Consider the following 19,989-nt stretch of genomic DNA (forward strand, 5'->3'; position numbering starts at 1 on the left):
AAGGAAAGAGAGTGGTGTTTTTTGTTATGTAATGGCAGGCAATTTGCTAAGGTGTTTGAATGCTCGATCTCATCATTTTCAGTCTCGCCTGGTTCGTAGCCGGGGCAATCAACAACCTCGCCGGTTTCGGTGCTGCCATGGTTGCCATGCCGATCCTCACCATTGTCCTTCCCATGGAAACGGCTGTTGTCAGCGCCATGCCGATCATCGTCATGCTGAATGTCCAAATGGCCTGGGCGTACAGGCACAATATCCCGTGGTCAGCGCTGCGATCCGTGGTGATTGGCGGCGTGGTTGGTGTAGTGGCAGGACTGGTAATCATGGAGACCGTGCCGGAAGGCGCACTCAAGTTGACCATGGGCGTGTTCCTCGTGCTGTATGGGATGTATTCCTTTTTTCAATCGGACCACGCCGGGCAGATGCAAAAGCATTCTTTCTGGGGAGCGGTGGCAGGCTTCTTTTCCACGCTGCTCGGTGCGCTGTTCAGCTTCAATGGTCCACCCCTGGCGGTGTATGTGACCGCCGGTGGTTGGGAGCAAAAAAAGGCCAAGGGATTACTCGGGGCTTGCTTTGTCCTGTCGGGCATCACTATATTGATCGGGCAGGTCGTTTCCGGTGCCGTTACAATGGAAACGCTTCGGTACTCCGCCATAGGTGTTCCGGCTGTGCTTGCCGGTGGCGGTATAGGAATTTTTGCATCACGATTTGTGGCTCAGGCAGTGTATCGCCGGATTATTCTCATGGTGATCATGACTGCCGGGCTTTCTGTCATCTACTCGTGTTTATGATGACTGCTTCATTGTTTGAGGAAATAAAGGATACAGCATGGAATATGAGAACTCGAAACGGGCAAGACGCATTGCCCCCAAAAACAAATACCTGATTTCCAGCTACCTTTGTCAGGTCTTCGATACCATGCGCGATGGGCTGTACATTACTGATAGTAATGGGGACACCATCACGGTCAACGAGATGTACGAGAATCTGACCGGCCTGAAGGCCGAGGATATCGTCGGCAAGAACGTCAAGGAACTGGTGGAGAGCGGGGTCTTTGATCTGGCGCTCAATTCCAAGGTGGTGGCAACGAAAAAGTCGGCCACGGCTGTCCAGATGACCAACAAGGGGCGCAAGGTCGTGCTCATGGCGCATCCTATCTTCGATTATGATGAAGATGTGGAGATGGTCGTCACCTTTGTTCGGGATATCGCGCTCATATCGCAGCTCAAAGAGCAGGTTGTTGCCCAGAAGCAGTTGATCAACAAATACAAGCATGAAATTCAGCAGAACAACGAGAGCCTGTACCGGTCCACCAGTCCGGTCATGGTCGAGCTGTACAGCCAGATAGAACGCGTGGCCAAGACCGACGCCACTGTGTTGCTTCTGGGCGAAACCGGTGTGGGCAAGGATGTGCTGGCTCGTGAAGTTCATGAAAAAAGCGACCGAAAAGGGCATCCGCTGTTCAAGGTGGATTGCACGTCCATTCCGGAGAATCTCATCGAATCGGAACTGTTCGGTTACGCGCCCGGAGCCTTTTCCGGTGCCGATTCCTGCGGCAAACCCGGCATGTTCGAGATGGCGGACAAAGGTACGTTGTTCCTTGATGAAATAGGGGAACTGCCGCTTTCCATGCAGAGCAAGCTTCTGCGTGTGTTGCAGAATAGCGAGATTCAACGCGTTGGCGCTACCAAGGCGCGCAAGATCGATGTCCGTATCATCGCCGCCACCAATCGGGATCTGGAAGAGGAGGTCCGTCAGGGCACATTCCGCAGTGATCTGTTTTATCGGCTCCATGTGGCGGTCATCAACATCCCGCCCCTCCGTGAACGGGGAGAGGATGTCCATGCCATGCTCCATTTCTTCCGCCAGCAGTTCAATACGAAATACAAACGAAACCTGAAGCTGTCGGCCAAGGTGGAAGAGGCAATGCTGAACTACCGGTGGGACGGCAATATTCGTGAGATGGAAAATTTCATGCACAGCCTGGCCGTCACTTCCCACGATGATCGCGTTGAACTGCGGCACCTGCCAATGCGCATGCTGGATTCGTCGGATATGCAATGCGAACCGGGGCAGATTGGCCTCGACTTCGACGATGTGGAAGGCAAGGATCTGAAAACGATCATGGCTGAAGTGGAGGCCAAATACCTGCTGCACGCGATTGAGCGGTACGGTTCTACCACCAAGGCTGCCGAAAAACTCAACGTGAACAGGACCACCATCTTTCGCAAATTGAAAAAAGCCGGAATTTCAAGTGAAGACATGGATAAGTAATTATCTCAGATGAATGGATTTCAAAAAAGAAGCCGTCTTGCATGCAGCAGGGCGGCTTTTTCTGGTATGGTCAGCATAACCGCGGTGCAGGTTTGCATCACGATGCAAATTTGCACCGTTTTTGTATCCTGCCGAATTTACGCTCTTTATTGTGTTCCTCTGATCAGCGCTGCATTTCTGCATCATCCCCTTTGGGAAGTGTTTTTTTCTCCCAATTTCGATGAAATTCACTAAAATCAATAATAGTACACTATTTCAAGTGTTTGTGTGATTTTTCCTGGTTTTGCAGTCTTTGGCACACCGTTTGCCATTAAGGAGTCATCGCCGGTTGGCGAAGGGTTGCAAAAGAGCTTTCCTCGTCGTGAAAGCGCCCACATAGAACACACATGTAAGGAGTAGGATCAATGTTGAACGTACATTGCTGCGAAACCATGACCCCCCACGAACAGCGTCTGCAGGACCGTATCGAAGGCAAGGAAGACAAGTTCCGTGAAACGCACGCCCGCGTCTTCAAGATTCTTGATCGTATCGAGAACCTCAAGCCGCAGATTGACGTTGAACGTGCCCTGTATTTCACCCAGTCCATGCAGGAGACCGAAGGCGAGCCTTTGATTCTTCGCTGGGCAAAGGCCATGGAGCATGTGGCCGCCAACATCACCGTCTACATCGATGACGATCAGCTGCTCGCCGGTCGCGCCGGTTACCAGGGTCGCTACGGCATCCTGTACCCCGAACTGGATGGTGACTTCCTCGATATGGCTGTTGAAGAACTGCCCAAGCGTGAAGGCTCCCCGTTCTCCATCACCGAAGAAGACGCCCGCATCGTCGTGGAAGAGATCGCTCCTTACTGGAAGGGCAAGACCTACCACGAAGCACTGAACATCGCTCTGCCCGAAGAGATTCACAAGCTGACTTACGATGATCCCGAAGGACTCCAGTCCCGCTTCATCGTCAACGAGACTTCCTCTTTCCGTTCCTCCCTCCAGTGGGTGCATGACTACGAAAAGATCCTGAAGCGCGGTTTTGGCGGCATTCGTGATGAGGCCCAGGAAATGCTGGACAGCCTTGATCCGATGTCTCCCACCGACAACGCCGAGAAGAAGCCGTTCTACGAAGCCATCGTCCGCGTGTGCAACGCCGTCATCCTGTGGGCCAACCGTCACGCCGATCTGGCCGAAAAGCTGGCAGCAGAAGAATCCGACCCGACCCGCAAGGCCGAACTAGAAGCCATGGCCGCCAACTGCCGCCGCGTACCCGAACATCCGGCACGCAACTTCCGCGAGGCTGTACAGTCTCAGTGGATCACCCAGATGTTTTCCCGCATCGAGCAGAAGACCGGTACCATCATCTCCAACGGTCGCATGGACCAGTACTTCTACCCCTACTATGCACAGGACATTGAAGCCGGTATCCTGACCGATGACGAAGCCATCGAGCTGATCGAGTGCATGTACGTCGGCATGGCTCAGTTCATCGACCTCTACATCTCCCCTCAAGGCGGCGCCTTCAACGAAGGATACGCTCACTGGGAAGCTGTCACCGTCGGTGGTCAGACCAAGGACGGCCTTGATGCCACCAACGAACTGACCTACCTCTTCCTGCGTTCCAAGCGCGAGTTCCCGCATCACTATCCTGATCTGGCTGCTCGTATCCACGCTCGTTCACCCGAACGCTTCCTCGCTGAAGTCGCTGAGACCATCAAGGAAGGCTCTGGTTTCCCGAAGCTGATCAACGACGAGGAAGTCATTCCGCTGCACTTGTCCAAGGGCGCCAAGTTCGAGGAAATCTACGATTACGCTGTTTCCGGTTGTGCCGAGATTCGTATGCCCAACCGCGACACATACACCTCCGGTAACGCCTACATCAACTTTGCCGCAGCTCTGGAAATGGCCATGTACAACGGCCGCATGCAGAAGTACGGCGATCAGTTGCTGTCCATCGAAACCGGTGATCCGACCTCCTTCAAGACCTGGGACGAGTTCTTTGATGCGTACAAGGCGCAGCAGGTTCACTTCCTGAAGACCGCCTTCACTCAGCAGTACCACGTCATCAACAACCGCAAGAAGCACTTTGCGACTCCGTTCGGTTCCGCCATGCACGACCTGTGCATGAAGCACGCTGTTGATCTTCACCAGCCTGATGTTCCCGAAGGCATCGACCTCGGTTACTTCGAGTTCATGGGTATCGGCACCATCGTTGACTCCCTGTCCGCCATCAAGAAGCTGGTCTTTGAAGAGAAGAAGCTGACCATGGCCGAAGTGATCGAAGCCTGCCGCAACAACTTCGAGGGCAAGGAAGATGTCCGCGCCATGCTGCAGAACGTTCCCTGCTACGGCAACAATGATCCGTACGCGGACTCCATTGCCAAGGAACTCGATCGCATCTGCGTTGATTTCGCCAACAAGTACCAGCAGGAGCTGGGCGTGCATCTCGATGTCCGCTACGTTCCCTTCACCTCTCACGTACCTTTCGGCAAGGTTGTCTCCGCAACCCCGAATGGTCGCATGGCCTGGACACCTCTGTCCGACGGTTCCTCCGCGTCCCATGGCGCAGACAAGAACGGTCCGACCGCTGTCATGCTGTCCAACTACACGACCAAGAACTTCAACTACCGTGAGCGCGCTGCTCGCCTCGTGAACATCAAGTTCACTCCCAAGTGCGTCGAGGGCCCCGAAGGCACCAAGAAGTTGTCCGACTTCATCCGCACCTTCTGCGACCTGCGCCTCTGGCACATTCAGTTCAACGTCATCAATGCCGAAACCCTGAAGGCCGCACAGGAGAATCCTGAGAAGTACCGTAACCTGATCGTCCGTATCGCCGGTTATTCCGCCTACTTCTGCGACCTGTCCAAGGATCTGCAGGACGACCTGATCCGTCGTACCGCTCACGAAGCTATCTAAACATATACGACCTCCTTACCCACATAAACCGGCAGGGGCGGCGGAGAACCCGCCCCTGCCACCTCATCTGATACAACCGCGCAAAGGAAATCCAATGAGCTCCCTTATCGATAAGAAAACGACCGGCATCGTCTTTTCCATTCAGAAGTACTCCGTTCATGACGGCCCCGGTATCCGTACCATCGTCTTTCTCAAGGGGTGTCCTCTGCGCTGCAAGTGGTGCAGCAATCCTGAATCCCAGTTGCTCAAGCCGGAGCTCGCATACAACCGCAACAAATGCCTCGGACTGGAAAAATGTATTCGCTGTACCGAAGTCTGCACTGCGGGGGCCATCACGCAGGGGGAAGACGGGAAAATCGATATCAACCGTGATGTCTGCTCAAGCGGTCTGCACTGTGCTGATGCGTGTCCAGCCGGTGCGTTGATTGTGTACGGCGATGAAATCACGGTCGATGACGCGCTGAAGCGTGTGGAAGAGGATGAAATGTTCTACGCCAGGTCTGGCGGCGGGTTGACCCTGTCGGGCGGCGAGCCGTTTCAGCAGCCCGAATTCGCAACAGCACTGCTGCGTGAAGCGCGGCTCCGTCATCTGGATACCGCAGTGGAAACGTGCGGAGCGGCCAAGTATGAAGAGTTTCGCGAAGCGCTGCCATACATCAACACGCTGATGTATGACATCAAGTCCATGGACAGCGACAAGCACAAGGAATTCACTGCCCAGCCCAATGATCGGATTCTGGAGAACCTCAAGCGGATTCGCGAGGAGTTCCCGACGCTGAACATTCGCGTACGCACGCCCATCATTCCCGGTTTCAACGATACCGAAGCTGACGTCACTGCCATCATCAAATTTCTTGAAGAGCTGCCCGGAGACAAGGTGGAATACGAGATTCTCGAATATCACCGGATGGGCCAGCCCAAATATGAGAGCACGGGCCGCGAATACCCGCTGCCTGCCGACCTCAAGCTCGATCCAGAGGTCTTTGACGGCCTCAAACGTCTGGTCGATACCTATAATAGCTAGTTCAACCCCATACCTCCTCCCAAGGTATACGAAGCGCCCGGCAGTGATGTCGGGCGCTTCCTGCTTGCATGGAGTTGTGTTGTTAGCTTTTCAAAGTACCACACGAGGTAGGCATTGCTACTTGTCGAGTTCCTTCAGCTTGTAGAGGAGGTCGCGAAAATCCGTATCGGAAAGGAACCACTGCGGCATGCACGGGCTGAATGGCTTGAGGTCAGGGTTGACGGATTTCTCAAGAGCCTGCCTGATGGTTTCGATCGTGTAAGGTGTGTGGTGCTCTTCGGTGCCGTTGTGTTTGTGGGTGCCGCTGGTTAATGCTTTCATGGTAATGGGCGGTGAACTCTTGGCGCACATCATTGGAACGATTCCGCCCTGACCGTTGTCGCCATGACAATTGGCACACCCGCCGCCGTGCATGTACAGCCAGTGCGGGCCGCCGGTTCTCTCGACCGGCTTGCCTGAAATGGTGCGGCCCACAAAGTAGATTCTGGAACCATTTTCCAGCGAAGCCCCTTTGAAGAATCCGTCCATGTCTGTCTGGGGTTCTTCATGAGAGTGACCTTCACTGGAATAGGCCGTCATGGGAATCGGAAGGGCAAAGAGCGTACTGAGGGCAATGACGAGAATACATTTGCCAATTGGTTTCATGCTGTTGCCTCCTTGATCGGTTTTGATGCTCCAAGGTTGAAATGACTAGAGGGCGCTATTCGTCGCTCAAGTCCTTTTTGAGTTGATCGTATTCTTCCTTGTTGATTTCCCCGCTGGCATATAGCCTTTTGATGATATCCTCCGGCGATTGACTGCTCGGGTCTCCTTTGAGGACTCCCTTGAGAATCAAGACAATGAAAACGACAATCGCAACCAGAACCATGATCATGATCAATCCGCCAAATGGCATGTTCATCATGTATCCATGCTGTTGCCTCGGTCCCATCTGCTGGCCGCATGCAGCCAGCAAGGATACCATTGTCAGGGCTAATCCGGACAGCGCGACTTTCATCTTCTTCATAATAACTCCAATGTTTTTCGTTTTCCCCATGTTCGTCGGGGAGGGAAGAAGGACATCCGTCAGGCCGTTAGAGTGGCTCTAGAACCAGAAACTGACTCCTGTCACGAATCGAATATTGTCGAAGTCTTCTCCTTCATCCTTGGCGTAGTCGGCGGTTTGTCCCCAGAGCCTGCTCCAATTCACGCCGATATACGGGGCGAATTCCCTCTTTATCTCGTACTTGAGGCGCATCCCCAGTTCGGTTTCGGACAAGCCTGAACCGGTCTGGGTTTCCGAGTCGTCCGTACCGTAGAAGTCCATTTCCACTTCCGGCACCAGAACGAGCCGCTGGGTGAACAGAATTTCGTACTCCGCCTTGAAGCGAAGCGAGCTTCTCCCTTCTTCTCCAAGGAACAGCGCGGTGTCGATTTCAATGTTGTACGGTGCGACTCCTTCAAACCCTATGGCGAACCAGTTGCGATCCGGCTTGCCCGGCTCCTGATAGGTGTCCTTGCGCCCACCGACGTGCAGGTCCCAGAAAGCTGAGATAGCCCGGTTGTAGAGGGCCTGGTATTCGACCTCTTCCAGTTTCTGGTCGTGGTATTCCCCTTCGGTCTTGAACATGAGTTTGTTGATGTCCTTGCCGACCCAGAATGAGGCGTCCCATTCAACGGGATTGCTGTCGTCTGCGGTGCGCATTTCGAGCTTGTCCACCATCAGTGAAAAGAGCAGTGGGTCATCTTCCATTTCTTCGGCAAACGACACCATGGGAAGGCTCAGAAATGCCAGGATGAGTATAATGTATCTATTCATGTGATTCTCCTAGCTGACAGTGACTTTTCGGAACATGCCGAGCATGTGGTAGAGCAGATGGCAATGAAAAGCCCAACTGCCCATGGCATCAGCGGTGACCAGATAGCTCAGCTTCGAGCCGGGCTGGACGATGACCGTGTGCTTCCGCGGGATGGCGTGCGGGTCGCCTGTTTCGAGGTCGGACCACATGCCGTGCAGGTGCATGGGGTGGTTCATCATGGTGTCGTTGACGAATGTGATGCGCACTCGTTCATTATACTTGAGCTGAATAGGCTCTGCATCGGCATACTTCACGCCATTGATGGACCACATGTAGCGGGACATATTGCCTGTCAGGTGGAGCTGGATTTCCCGTTCCGGCTCGCGCATGTCGGGCGTATGGTACAGGTTGCGCAGGTCGGCGTAGGTCAACACCCGGCGGCCGTTATCCCTGAGTCCGACTCCGGGATCGTCAAGTCGCATTTGCGGTGCTTCGGCCCGCATGTCCACATGGGGACCAAACTCGGTCGGTGCGTGAACGATCGGCTCCTGACTGCCGAATCCGGCCCGGCCAAGCATTGCCATGTCGTCCATCTGGTCCGGCATCTGGTCCGGCATCTGATGCTGGGAGTGGTCCATGGTTGGTTCTGACTCCATGTTGCCCATGGTGTGACCGCCGCTTCCATGATCCATGCCTTCCATGTCCATTGCCATGCCCATGTCCCGGTGGCCGAGGATGGGGAGCGGGTCCATTTCAGGAATATCTGCTTCAAGGGAAGCGTCCGGCGTGAGTGTGCCTCTCGCATACCCGGAGCGATCAATGGCCTGGGCGAACACGCAGTAGGCGGTGTCGTCCTTGGGTTCGACAATGACATCATAGGTCTCGGCAACGCCGATGCGGAATTCATCGACCGATACCGGCTCGATGTTCTGGCCGTCGGCAGCGACCACCGTCATTTTCAGGCCGGGAATGCGGAAATCAAAGAACGTCATGGCAGAGCCGTTGATGACCCGCAGTCTGACTTTTTCCCCTCGCTTGAAGAGGCCCTTCCAGCCTTGGGCAGGTGTCTGGCCATTCATCAGGAAGGTGTAGGTATAGCCGGTGACATCAGACAGGTCGCGATCGGTCATCCGCATCTGATTCCACATGGCTCTGTCGTTCCAGGTGCGGGCAAGTCCTTTTTCCTGAATCTCCTCAAAGAGGTCGCCTGCTGTTCGCTCGTTGAAGTTGTAGTAGTGGCTCAACTTCTTGAGCTTGGCGTAAATGTTGTCCGGGTCTTCGTCCGACCAGTCGGAAAGCACGAGGACATAATCCCGGTCATAGCTGAATGGGTCGGGCTCGATGGGGTCGACGATGATGGCACCGTACATGCCGGTCTGTTCCTGAAAACCCGAGTGGCTGTGGTACCAGTAGGTGCCGCTCTGATTGAGCTTGAACTGGTACTTGTAGGTCTCTCCCGGCTTGATACCGTCGAAACTGATGCCCGGAACGCCGTCCATGTTCTCGGGCAGGATGATGCCGTGCCAGTGGATGGAGCTGTCTTCGGCCAGCATGTTTTTCACGTTGAGCGTGACTGTTTCACCCTCTTTCCAGCGGAGAATGGGGCCGGGAATCGAGCCATTGATACCCGTTGCTGTCCGTTCGGTGCCGGTGAAGTTGACGCGCATGGGGGCGATGGAAAGGTCGAACTTGTTGCCTCTCAGGACCGGGCTTTGCGTTGTCGAACTGGTCGATGCCAACAGCGCTGTGGGCGATATGCCCATGCCGAGCATGGTGCCGCCAACAGCGAGTCCTTTGACGAATTGACGACGTGAGAAGAATCCTCGCGACATTGTGCTCCTCATGGTGTTTATCTTGAATGATTATAACTGGTTCTAAATTAATAGTTCCACCATATACTACTCGGATAGCTGTGTCGATTGATTCCGGCAATGAGTTGGGTAAAACGAATAGAAACAATGAATCCGAGTGCAAGGACCGGATGAGTTGTTACTTCCCGTCCGGTCCTTGGTCGAACTCGATCAGTGGTGCAAATCGAATATCGGTCCCTGCTTCGACTTCATGATACAATACGCTGTCTTGCCCGACGCGCCCGCCCATGTCGTAGGTGAAGGATGCGAGGGCTTCGTGGGCTATCCAGTATCCGTCCATCCTGGCTCCGCGGCCATCGTGCAGTGAATGGAAATGAAGATATGAATCCTGCGGTTCCGGGCGGGTGGCAAGCCAGGACGCCGGGGCTTTGTCAAAGACCACCGGCGTGATGCGGCCCATGGGTGCCGGTTGGTCCGATCGTGTCCCCGGGAGTCGGGCCAGTACAGCCTGTCCTTTGAACAGCTGAGCGTTAACCGGCATATCGGATGAGTAGAAGCCGCGCTCGTTGAAGCAGACAAAGTCGAGTCGGCTCAGATCATCCGTTGATTCAGGGCGAAAGTAGTACCCGACAAAGGGACCGAATGAGGCCACTTGCCCACCGATTTCAATGCGAACAGTCGATTGGTATCCGCGTGGCACATCCAGTTCAACCGATGGCGATTCAGATGATGAACCGCCATCGGTGCAGGCCATAAGTGTCAATAACAGGCAGACTGCGACGAGTCTGGTGGGTGCTCGATTATGCATACGTTTACTGTGTTTCAGGACCATGGCGCCAGAGCCTTCCTATCAGCCAAATTGCAACAGTTAGAAAGGCGACTTCCACGATAAGGCCGGTCAACTGGCCGCCGAAGAGGTCGCCCATGGTTATTTGCCCCATGTTGGTCGGAGCGTACACGGCCGGAATGATCCAGGCATGCAGATGGGCGAAGGCCGCGGTTCCGGCCATGCCACCGATAAGCGCGAAAACCGCATCCATGCGGCCTTCACCAACAGCGGCCCAGCATGTGCCGGGGCAATATCCAGCCAATCCCCAGCCCAGACCGAACAGGGTGCCACCGACCAGAATGCCGCCAATGGTCAGGGGGAGGATGGTCGTGCGTCCAACGCCGACCGCTTGCAGGGCAAAAAGGCCAATGGCTGCGAAGATGACCGCCATGAGCATGAATCGGGGGATGCGTGAATCCTGCATGAGATGGCCCAGAGCCATCTCCTCGGGATCAGTGGCCCCGACCCGCTGAATCACGAAACCGAATACTGTTCCGGAGAGAATGCCAATTACTATTTCCGTCATTACTTTTTCCCGCCTTGTTTGCCGTAGACCATTCGGGCAGCGAGCATCGCTGTCGCAAAGATCACTGCGCCGAAGAGCAGACCGCTGATTGCCAACTGGGTACTGCCTGATATGAAGAGTCCCAAAGTACAGCCTCCGGCCAGTCGTGCGCCGAACAGAATCAGGAAGCCGCCGATGAATGTTGCCGCGTATCGTTTGATCGGGCTTGGCCCGAATCGGCGTATCCAGATTTGCGGAACGTTTCTGATTTGGCGACCACCCGTCACGGCAGCAATAAAACCACCGGCAGCCATGCCGAGCACAAACCCCATGAGCCATGAACCCGGGCCGGGAAGGGCTGCGTAATGGGGATTCTCGGCAGCATATTGTGGCGCTATTTCCAGAAACAGCCCCTTGAGGGTCGTTACAAAACCACTTGATGAAGCTGGTGGGCCAAAGCTGGCAAAGATGAAAACAATGATGCCAGCCAGAGCCGCGGCGGCCGGAACCACCGGCCATCGTTTGGGATCGGTATTAGTGGGTTGCATGGTTAACCTCCACAAGAGATGTAGCCGTCATTGGAACCGGAAGCCTTGCTGCCCGTTGAATTGCTCGATGCGCTGCTTGCAGGTTGGGTCATCCGTGTCTTGTTGCTCCCGGCATTGGCAGAGGGTAGGCCGTAGCTTCTAGTAGGCGTGTTCGCCTTGGTTTCCACTGGGTAGAAATTGTCGGGTGCCCCCCACTCGAACCAGGAGTTCTCGTAGAGCATGACATCTTCAAAACCCATCAGTCGTAGAATGAAGTACCCGAATGATCCACGACGACCGGAGTGGCAATAGACCACTGTACCGCGGGACGGGTCCAAGCCTGCGTACAGGTTGGCAAGCTCGTTATACGATTTGATGGCTTTTGTTTCCGGTGATGCCCAGTTGAGGGTGTAGTCAATATTGAACGCCGTGGGGATATGGCCCAGCTTCAGGACCGTTCCGTCCAGGCCGGTGTTGGGCTTTTCACCGAGATATTCCTGCTCCGAACGAACATCCAGAATCTGATAGTATGGGTCGCCAAGTCGCTGGTAGATGTCTGATCCGCTGATGCGCTTACGGACTTTCACTTCGCTCAGAGGTGCCTGATACAGTAGCGCCTCACGCTTGGCCGGAGTGGAGTCCACAGTGAATCCGGCATCCTGCCAACCATCAACGCCGCGTTCCAGAATGCGGACATCCTTGTGGCCGAGAAGGTCGAGGACCCAAAACACATAGGAACTGGTGGCGCCGCCATCGCGCTGCACCGAATCATACAACACCACGGTGTCGGAGCGGGAAATGCCGTGATCTCCCAATATTCGTTGTGCTTCGTCCAACCCCACGAAAACACCGCCCAGTCCGTAGAGCAGGTCGTTTTTTCGGAAGAGTCGCCAGGGCATGTGGATAGCACCGGGAATGACGTTGTTATCTACATATTTATCTTCCCGGACATCAACGATGATCACATCTTCGTTTGTCATGTTCTGGGATACCCACTGGGGAGTGGCCAGCAAATTGCTGTTTGCAAATCCTCCCTCGGCCGGAGCGGAACTGACGCTCCAGATACCGGCCAGGATAAGCAAACCGGCAATAACGAGCCGTTTGATCATGTTTGAAGACATAGGTGAACCTCCTTTTATAACCAACTTATTCAAGACTTGCGCTTGAAACTATCACATTCTTCTTTGTCATTAGTCTTGTGGTGAATGCGGTGTGTCTCATGGTGCTTTGAAGGGGAATAACTCCCCTTTCATTGTACGAGATAAAAGACACTCTATTTTGTATAGAGACCTTCTACCGTACGGAAACGGTTGTCTCTTTTCAAGGGGGGTGTCTAAAAATGTCAGATCCATTCGGCATTATTCATATTGAGGGACCGGCTATGGCTGCGATAGCGATCTAATACGGTAGGCATCGTGTGTTGGCTGTGGCTTATTCGCCAGTATTTTATTCTCGATACTGACAAGAACCACAGATTGACGCTGCGAAGGGCTGATGGTTTGCTGAAAACAAACAGAGAGTTACGATGACGATTTCAGCTACCTATTCTCATCCCCTGTTTATCTGATCGATATTGTATCAATGAATGTAATTTGTTAGTCGATATTTGTTTTGTCGATTGCGGTTGCCGGTAGAGTGCCCGCTTTCAAACAATGTCTATTAAAGCCAAAGCCATCGTGAGGTGGTGACGGAAAGCCACGGGTCTCATTGAGACAGCCGGGCTGCCGGGGGGAGTGTCGTTAATGCTCTGCTACCCTTAAAATAATCCTGAAACAGCTTTAATGGCTTGCAGCCGTGTCGCACAAGTAGACTGGCTGCATGTGTGTACTATTGTGGGGTTTTGGGGTGGTTCATATGAGGGTGTGTTTTAAATCGAGGGTAATATGAAAAAAATTCTGTTGGTTCTTTTGAGTGTATTCATTCTTTTTTCGGCAGGCTGCCGTGCAAGGACTATTAGTACCAAGCCATTGGATTTTGGCTACACGCAAGGAGCAGCCCAGATTGATGGTGCCTGCGGTATCTGCATCTCCGAGTCAAATTTAAGCAAGGAAGTCGTTGAAGGGAGTATCAGTGATTCATACAAATATACACCTTACGCCGATTTGCACTTTGGGCTTGGTTACGCCTTGAATGAGACATGTGACAGCATCGGGTATTATGAGAATAAAGATGATGCCATGGCAAATGGAGCTCAGGTAATCGTCGTGCCAAGACTCCAGACAGAGTCTGAGCCAACATTCCCTTTCTGGCCTCCCGATACCTTCTCCATTTCGATGGATACGGATATTTTTGATAACGCCGGTAGTCTCATCCAACGCACCCAGTCCTCAGCAACAGCGACTGCAGAAAGAGCCGATTGGAAAATGAGCAATGGCTATGCCGGAAGTAAAGCCATGGAGAAAGTGATTCAGGATTTCCTGGGCGAACTCGATTATGGCTTGATTAACCAGCGCGTAAAAGCTTCTTCCGTGCAGCCTTCTGCAGCACCTGAAAAGGCTGTCGAGGTCGTGAAACTGAAACAAACGATCCAACTCTACCAGGGTGTTTTGACATATCCGGTTGCCCCTTGGGTAAAGAGTGTTAATGATCTCCAGTTTATTAAAAGTGACCGAAATCAGACTGCGAACACATTTGCCTTCGATCAGATACCTGTTTCACAGGAGTTTGAGAGTTGGAGCAAACTGTATGGAGTGTACGGTTTCCACCTGCCCGAATATGATATGAACCGATTTGTAGAAGAATCCATGAACTTCTTGGCTCTTGGGTGCGATGCTCAGGCAGAGCTCAAAGTGGTGAGCTCTGATAATGATAAAGTCATTGTCAGCTTTTTCTGTAGCGATCTGAAAGATTCGCTGGTGAAAAAGGGGAATAACACCGAAAGCGGATTGCTCTACATTAGTCAGGTCGATCAATCATTTGCCAAGGTTTATGCGGCGTGGCGTGCACCCAGTAAAGACATGAATACAGATAAATGGCCATTGACCGAAGAGCAGATCGCGGATGTCATACAACGAATGGAAACGATCCGCTATTTCAAGCCAGAATAAACTCACCATGTAAAGGCCCGGTTCCTCCGGGCCTTTTCTTTTGCGCCGTGGAATGTGGTAATCGATCGACGTTCCTCTATAATTGGGCTGGATGCCTTTCTTCCTTACGCCTTGATTCCCCGTGTTGTACTTTTCGCGCCAGATAAAAGTGATGGAACTACCCGGAAATGGCTTCTTCGGGCGGCTATAATATTTCACGACTCTTTCTTGCTTTTTCGTGTGCGTGGAGATAGCCCTTTCTCTCATTTCAAAATTCATTTCTGGAGTTCATTAATGAGCATAGATTCTCGAACAGAGTTGTCCTTTACCCTTGAGATGCCCGAGTGGGCCGTTTCCGCCCTCGACGAGTTGCCGGAGTTCCTGCCCACCCCGGAGGAACGTATGGCCGCGGTGATTGAATTTTCGCGTCAGAACTTCCTGCGCAACACCGGCGGTCCTTTTGCAGCCGGGGTGTTTGAGCGCGAATCCGGGCGGCTCGTGGTCATTGGCGTGAATCGGGTCATGCCACACAACTGCTCGTCGGCCCATGCCGAGATCATGGCATTGTCTTTGGCCCAGAAGATGCTCAACAATTACGATCTCGGTGCAGACGGGATGCCGGACCACGAACTGGTGGTCAACTGGCGGCCGTGCGCAATGTGTTTTGGCGCCGTGCTCTGGTCCGGAGTGCGTTCACTGGTCATTGCGGGTGACGGTCCGGAGTTGGAAGAAATCACCGGCTTTGATGAGGGGCCTGTCAGCCCGGACTGGCGTGAGGAGCTGAATCGTCGCGGTATTTCCCTGACCGAGGATGTACTGCGCGACAAAGCCCTCGAAGCGTACCGCGAGTTCGCAGCGTCGCAGAATACGGTTTACAACGCACGCCAGGGCAACTGATCAACAGCACAAAGTCCGACACGATTCCAGCTTGTGCTTCAACCATGATTAAGGCGCTTATGATTCTCATAAGCGCCTTTTTGTTGGTTCGTAATTTGTTTGTTATCGCCCGAAAGAACGATCAAAAGTGATCTTCTTCAGGTGATATCTACAGATTGCGTACTGCTCGTGATACTACATCAACTCCATTTGATGAGCCGGGTTTCGCACTTGCTGACCAATCCGCTGTGAATCGGGATGACCCGAACACCGTATCGAATCGGGCCTGATGTGTCGGGTGCGTACTCTGCATGAAACTCCAGTATGTTGCCTTCGGAGTGCTTCAGTTTCATTGGAATGCAGTCAACGATGGTTTGCTCGTCTGGTGTGGCAGCGACCAGTTCGGCGAGGATTTCCTCATCCATGAGCTGTCCTTTGTCCACCTTGGCCGCGACCGTCAGCTTGTTGCCGAGCTTGAAGACATCGCCGTGGATGCCGTCCACCTGAACCTCGTTGATGGTGACTGTCGAGAAGCGGCCAGGAATGCGCTTGCGCCATTCGCCGATTTCCTTGGAAAGGGCGAAGTTGTTCCTGTTGCGGTGTTCGGAATGCTCCATGGCGGGTAAGTACATGTCGTCGATGTAGTCGTTGACCATACGGTGTGTCCCGTACTGCCTGAATCCTGTCTTCATCGACTCCTTCATCCGCCTGATCCAGGCATGGGGTATTCCGTCTGCATCTCGATCGTAGAACTCAGGAACGACTTCGGTTTCCAGGGTTGCATACAGGTTTTCGGCGTCAACGATATCCTGATTGACCTGATTTTCGTACACCAGACCGCTTCCGACGGCCCAACCGTTTTGGCCGTCAAAAGCCTCGTCCCACCAGCCGTCGAGTATGGAGCAGTTGGGTACGCCGTTGACTGCAGCCTTCATGCCGCTGGTCCCGCTGGCTTCCATGAGTCTGGTCGGGTTGTTGAGCCAGACATCGGCGCCGGAAACAAGTAGTCGGGCCAGTCGAATGTCGTAGCTTTCCAGGAATATGACCTTGCCCAGGAAATCGTCCTGCTTGGCAAGTCGGCATATGAGGTTGATGTAACTAGCCCCGATTGTGTCGGCCGGGTGGGATTTACCAGCGAAGATGATGTTCACCGGCTTGTCGTTGTGGCAGAGAATCTCCTTGATCCGTTGCAGATCATGGAAGATCAGGGTGGGGCGCTTATATGCGGTGCACCGCCGGGCGAAGCAGAGGGTCAGGTGGTCGGGGTTGAGTGATTTCAGAAATGCGTTCAACCTGTTGGGCGGCTCGCCTTCACGTTTCCATTGATGGGAGATTGACCGGCGAACTTCGTCATAAAGGCGATGCTTCAAGGCGACATGGCTGTCCCACAGGCGGCGATCATCAATGGAATCCAGGCAGTTCCAATCGCTGCCGGTTACCAATGTCTGATGGACGTCAACACTGCAGCTTTCTTCCAGATCATGCCGCAACCGTTCATCGAGCCATGAAGTGATGTGTACACCGTTGGTAACGTGCCCGACTGGTATTTCACCGAGCAGGAAACCCCGCCACAGGTCCATCCACATCCGTCGGGAAACGTCACCATGGAGTTTGCTGACACCATTGCGGATGCTGGAAAGCTGGAGGGCGAGCACAGTCATGTTCAAGTGGTCCGCCTCTTCGGCATAGATATGGCCGAGATTCCATAAACTATCCCAAGGCACGCCCATTTCTTCAGCGTATCCCCGGAAGTAGTTTTCAACCAACGACCTTTCAAAACGTTCATTGCCTGCCGGAACCGGTGTGTGCATGGTGAATACCGTGGAACCTCGCACTATTTCCTTGGCGGTTGCGAGGTCTACGCCGTCGATAAGCATGAGTTGGCGAATCCGTTCAAAGAGCAGAAAGGCGGAATGCCCTTCGTTAAGATGGTAGATCGATGGCTCGATTTTCAGTGCCTGCAGCAATCGTATGCCGCCCACACCAAGGATGATCTCCTGTTCAATGCGTCCTGTGGACGAAGGGTCGTACAGGCGCGATGTTATATCCCGGTCCGAACGGGAATTCTCAACGAGATCGGTGTCCAGCAGGTAGAGTTTCGCCCTGCCAACATGAACTTCCCATATCTGGGCGTAGACAGTCCTTCCCGGCAAGTCCACAGCGATGAGGACTTTCTCGGTTTCCCCATTGTGCAGGGGAGTGATGGGCATGGTTGCGAAATCATTTTCCTTGTACTCTACCACCTGCTCCCCGTTGCCGTTGATCCTCTGGTGGAAGAACCCCTGCTTATAGAGCAGTGAAATGCCGACAAAAGGCAGGTTCAGATCGCTGGCCGACTTGATGTGGTCACCTGACAGCAACCCGAGTCCGCCCGAGTATATGGGGATCGACTCGTGCAGGCCGAATTCCATGGAGAAATAGGAAATGGGATTCTTCCAGGTGATGCCGCTGATGTCGGCCTTGTCCCTTTCCTCCATATAGGCGGTAAATCGCTCCATGATATTGGTGAAGCGACCCATGAATTCGATATCGCCCGAGAGATGGTTCAGACGGTCGCGGTTCATGGTGTCCAGGAAGAGGACCGGGTTGTGGCCGCACTCACGCCATTTGTCCGCGTCCATCCATTCGAAAAGTTCCTGGGCATCGCGATGCCAGACCCACCAGAGGTTGTTGGCCAGTTCACGGAGCCGTGCCAGGGCCTGGGGGAGTTCCGTTACGACCGTGAATGACCTGAGTCGGGGTTGTGTGGTGTTGACGCCGGAGAACCTGACTTCCTTGCCGGTCACGGTCGCCAAACGCTGAACGCCTGAAATGCGCTCGGTTCGGATACCCGCTGCGTAGGCATATGCTTCGATGTAGCGATTGTAGAAGTGCTCCCAGGTCGCTTCCTCTGCAATGTTTCTGGCCTCGGCACTGCGGTGTGCTCGCTCGTCTTTGGTCCAGTTGGTAAAATCATGCAGGAAGTCTGTCAGCTTGGTACGGGCCGTGTCGTAGTTGTCCTTAAGACGGTTGATCACCTGCACGCCTGGGTGACCTTTCGGATATTTTTCCATAACCCACTGCCCGAATCCGGCGCGATCGGCGGTGACGGTGGGCACGGCAAAGGCCGCGCTTTCCATCGGAGTATAGCCCCACGGCTCGTAAAAGGACGGGAACACGGTCAGGTCCATGCCGGCCAGTGCTTCGTAGTATTCGAGGTTCAGAATACCGTCGTTGCCATCGAGGTAGACCGGAATGAAAATGACGCAGCATCGTTTGTTCGGAGTATTGTCCAGGCGTTTTTCACGGCACCGGTTCACGATGGGGTCCTGCTCCGCATTGAAGAGCTGATGGGTAGAGATGCCGGAAAACTTCTGGAGGGACTGGTCTTCTGTCATCCGCCTGCGAGCCTCGTCGCTGAATCCTGCGTAGCCGCAAGAAACGAGCAGAAAAGAGACAACGGTGATATCGCTCTCCGAGTTGGCAAGGCGGTTGTCCACTTCCGCGAGACTGTCGAGCAACAGGTCAATGCCTTTGTTGTGGAATTCGTATCGTCCACTGGTCGCAACCAGCAGCGTTTTACTTGGATCGAGATCGCGTTCCAGAAAACGGGACGCGAGGTCGATGAGCGCCTTGCGGGATGTTGTGCGTGTCTTGGCTACGATTGCGGGTTCGGCAAAACCTTCGAGGTTGAAGCCGTTGATCGTGACCACATCCGGGTTGGTTCCGAGAAGATAGGCGGCTTCGCGTCGGGTGATGTTGGAGACAGTGGTGAAGCAGTCAGCCTCGCGGGCAGAGACCGATTCCATGGAATGCTTTGCCGTGACGCTGAATTTCTTGGCTTCCTGGGATGGTTCGATTTCATCCAGCCGCTCATATATGTCCACGCCGGAACCGGACATGGCTCGACCAAGCATGGTCGCGTGGGTGGTCATGACCGTGGCGACACCCGGGGCATGTTTCTTGAGGTAGAGGACACCGGCTCCGCTCATCCATTCATGGAAATGGGCAAAGACTCCGGCCATCTCTTCGATGTCGTCATGCATTTCCTTAATGGACATTGCTGCAGCCGTGCTGAACAGGACCGGTTCCATGTAGTCCCAGCCACCGGACATGGAATCCACGCCATAGTCGTTCCATAACTGGAAGAGCAGTTTGTCATGGGCTGGGATGGCGTTTTGAAACCCAATAAGCCAGGCCCAAGGCTTGCCGGGAACATCCCAGCGGCCCACTTTGGTGGGGATGCCTCTTTCCTTGAGCCGTTCCAGAGTCGGAATGATTTCGTCAGGAGGATCACACGGCTCAAAGCCGGGGTTTCGGTCCAGCAACGGCCCTACAGCCACGTATCGGCCCTCGAAGGTTTTCATGGCCTGGGCCGACTTGGTGCCGATGACGGTGTGGATGCCGCCCACCATGTTGCAGACTTCCCATGACACTTCAAAAAGCCAACTGGTATCCATTTG

At 53.9% G+C, this 19,989-nt stretch carries 15 protein-coding genes and 1 riboswitch; of the genes, 6 read left to right on the top strand and 9 right to left on the bottom strand.

The annotated features are described in order from the left end of the window. Nucleotides 1-59 precede the first annotated feature (59 nt). The 4 genes from DPRO_RS17220 (at nt 60) to hpsH (ending at nt 6,195) form a co-directional block, all read left to right on the top strand. Nucleotides 60-788, top strand: a complete 729-nt coding sequence (locus tag DPRO_RS17220; RefSeq protein ID WP_097013182.1) for a sulfite exporter TauE/SafE family protein — start codon at nt 60-62, stop codon at nt 786-788. 37 nt (nt 789-825) lie between these two features. Further along, nucleotides 826-2,271: a sigma-54 interaction domain-containing protein gene (locus DPRO_RS17225; protein ID WP_097013183.1), complete on the top strand. Its 1,446-nt coding sequence runs from the start codon at nt 826-828 to the stop codon at nt 2,269-2,271. A gap of 404 nt (nt 2,272-2,675) precedes the next feature. Beyond that, nucleotides 2,676-5,171: a (2S)-3-sulfopropanediol dehydratase gene (gene hpsG, locus DPRO_RS17230; RefSeq protein WP_097013184.1), complete on the top strand. Its 2,496-nt coding sequence runs from the start codon at nt 2,676-2,678 to the stop codon at nt 5,169-5,171. A gap of 94 nt (nt 5,172-5,265) precedes the next feature. Then, nucleotides 5,266-6,195 carry a (2S)-3-sulfopropanediol dehydratase activating enzyme gene (hpsH, locus tag DPRO_RS17235; protein WP_097013185.1) on the top strand — a complete coding sequence of 310 codons (930 nt, stop codon included), beginning with the start codon at nt 5,266-5,268 and terminating at the stop codon, nt 6,193-6,195. Between the two features lie 117 nt (nt 6,196-6,312). On the opposite strand, the gene DPRO_RS17240 is transcribed toward hpsH, so the two are convergent. The 8 genes from DPRO_RS17240 to DPRO_RS17275 form a co-directional block, all read right to left on the bottom strand. Continuing rightward, nucleotides 6,313-6,840: a c-type cytochrome gene (locus tag DPRO_RS17240; protein ID WP_097013186.1), complete on the bottom strand. Its 528-nt coding sequence runs from the start codon at nt 6,838-6,840 to the stop codon at nt 6,313-6,315. 55 nt (nt 6,841-6,895) lie between these two features. Further along, nucleotides 6,896-7,201 carry an SHOCT domain-containing protein gene (locus tag DPRO_RS17245; protein WP_157917541.1) on the bottom strand — a complete coding sequence of 102 codons (306 nt, stop codon included), beginning with the start codon at nt 7,199-7,201 and terminating at the stop codon, nt 6,896-6,898. Between the two features lie 78 nt (nt 7,202-7,279). Beyond that, nucleotides 7,280-7,993, bottom strand: coding sequence for a copper resistance protein B (locus DPRO_RS17250; protein ID WP_097013188.1), 714 nt, complete (start codon nt 7,991-7,993; stop codon nt 7,280-7,282). Between the two features lie 9 nt (nt 7,994-8,002). Then, nucleotides 8,003-9,805, bottom strand: coding sequence for a copper resistance system multicopper oxidase (locus DPRO_RS17255; protein WP_097013189.1), 1,803 nt, complete (start codon nt 9,803-9,805; stop codon nt 8,003-8,005). Nucleotides 9,806-9,962: 157 nt separating this feature from the next. Continuing rightward, entirely contained in the window at nt 9,963-10,592 is a 630-nt protein-coding gene (locus DPRO_RS17260) for a hypothetical protein (protein ID WP_097013797.1), read from the bottom strand. A 4-nt stretch (nt 10,593-10,596) separates the two neighbouring features. Then, complete coding sequence (locus tag DPRO_RS17265) at nt 10,597-11,139, bottom strand: YeeE/YedE thiosulfate transporter family protein (RefSeq protein WP_097013190.1); 543 nt, start codon at nt 11,137-11,139, stop codon at nt 10,597-10,599. Then, nucleotides 11,139-11,666 (bottom strand): YeeE/YedE thiosulfate transporter family protein, encoded by a 528-nt coding sequence (locus DPRO_RS17270; protein ID WP_097013191.1) that lies wholly within the window; start codon nt 11,664-11,666, stop codon nt 11,139-11,141. The genes DPRO_RS17265 and DPRO_RS17270 overlap by 1 nt, the downstream gene beginning before the upstream one ends. A gap of 2 nt (nt 11,667-11,668) precedes the next feature. Beyond that, on the bottom strand, nt 11,669-12,766 hold the full coding sequence (locus DPRO_RS17275; protein WP_097013192.1) for a sulfurtransferase: 1,098 nt from the start codon (nt 12,764-12,766) through the stop codon (nt 11,669-11,671). Nucleotides 12,767-13,299: 533 nt separating this feature from the next. Continuing rightward, a riboswitch (cyclic di-GMP riboswitch) is annotated at nt 13,300-13,374 on the top strand. 154 nt (nt 13,375-13,528) lie between these two features. Here DPRO_RS17275 and DPRO_RS17280 point away from each other — a divergent pair. Both DPRO_RS17280 and DPRO_RS17285 read left to right on the top strand, forming a co-directional pair. Beyond that, complete coding sequence (locus tag DPRO_RS17280) at nt 13,529-14,692, top strand: hypothetical protein (RefSeq protein WP_097013193.1); 1,164 nt, start codon at nt 13,529-13,531, stop codon at nt 14,690-14,692. Nucleotides 14,693-14,965: 273 nt separating this feature from the next. Next, a complete protein-coding gene (locus tag DPRO_RS17285) occupies nt 14,966-15,568 on the top strand; it encodes a nucleoside deaminase (RefSeq protein WP_197706483.1) in 603 nt (200 codons plus the stop codon). Between the two features lie 179 nt (nt 15,569-15,747). Here the strand turns inward: DPRO_RS17285 and glgP are convergent, their stop codons facing one another. Further along, nucleotides 15,748-19,986 carry an alpha-glucan family phosphorylase gene (glgP, locus tag DPRO_RS17290; protein WP_097013194.1) on the bottom strand — a complete coding sequence of 1,413 codons (4,239 nt, stop codon included), beginning with the start codon at nt 19,984-19,986 and terminating at the stop codon, nt 15,748-15,750. Nucleotides 19,987-19,989: the final 3 nt, after the last annotated feature.

Source organism: Pseudodesulfovibrio profundus, assembly GCF_900217235.1.
Taxonomy (GTDB): Bacteria; Desulfobacterota; Desulfovibrionia; order Desulfovibrionales; family Desulfovibrionaceae; genus Pseudodesulfovibrio; species Pseudodesulfovibrio profundus.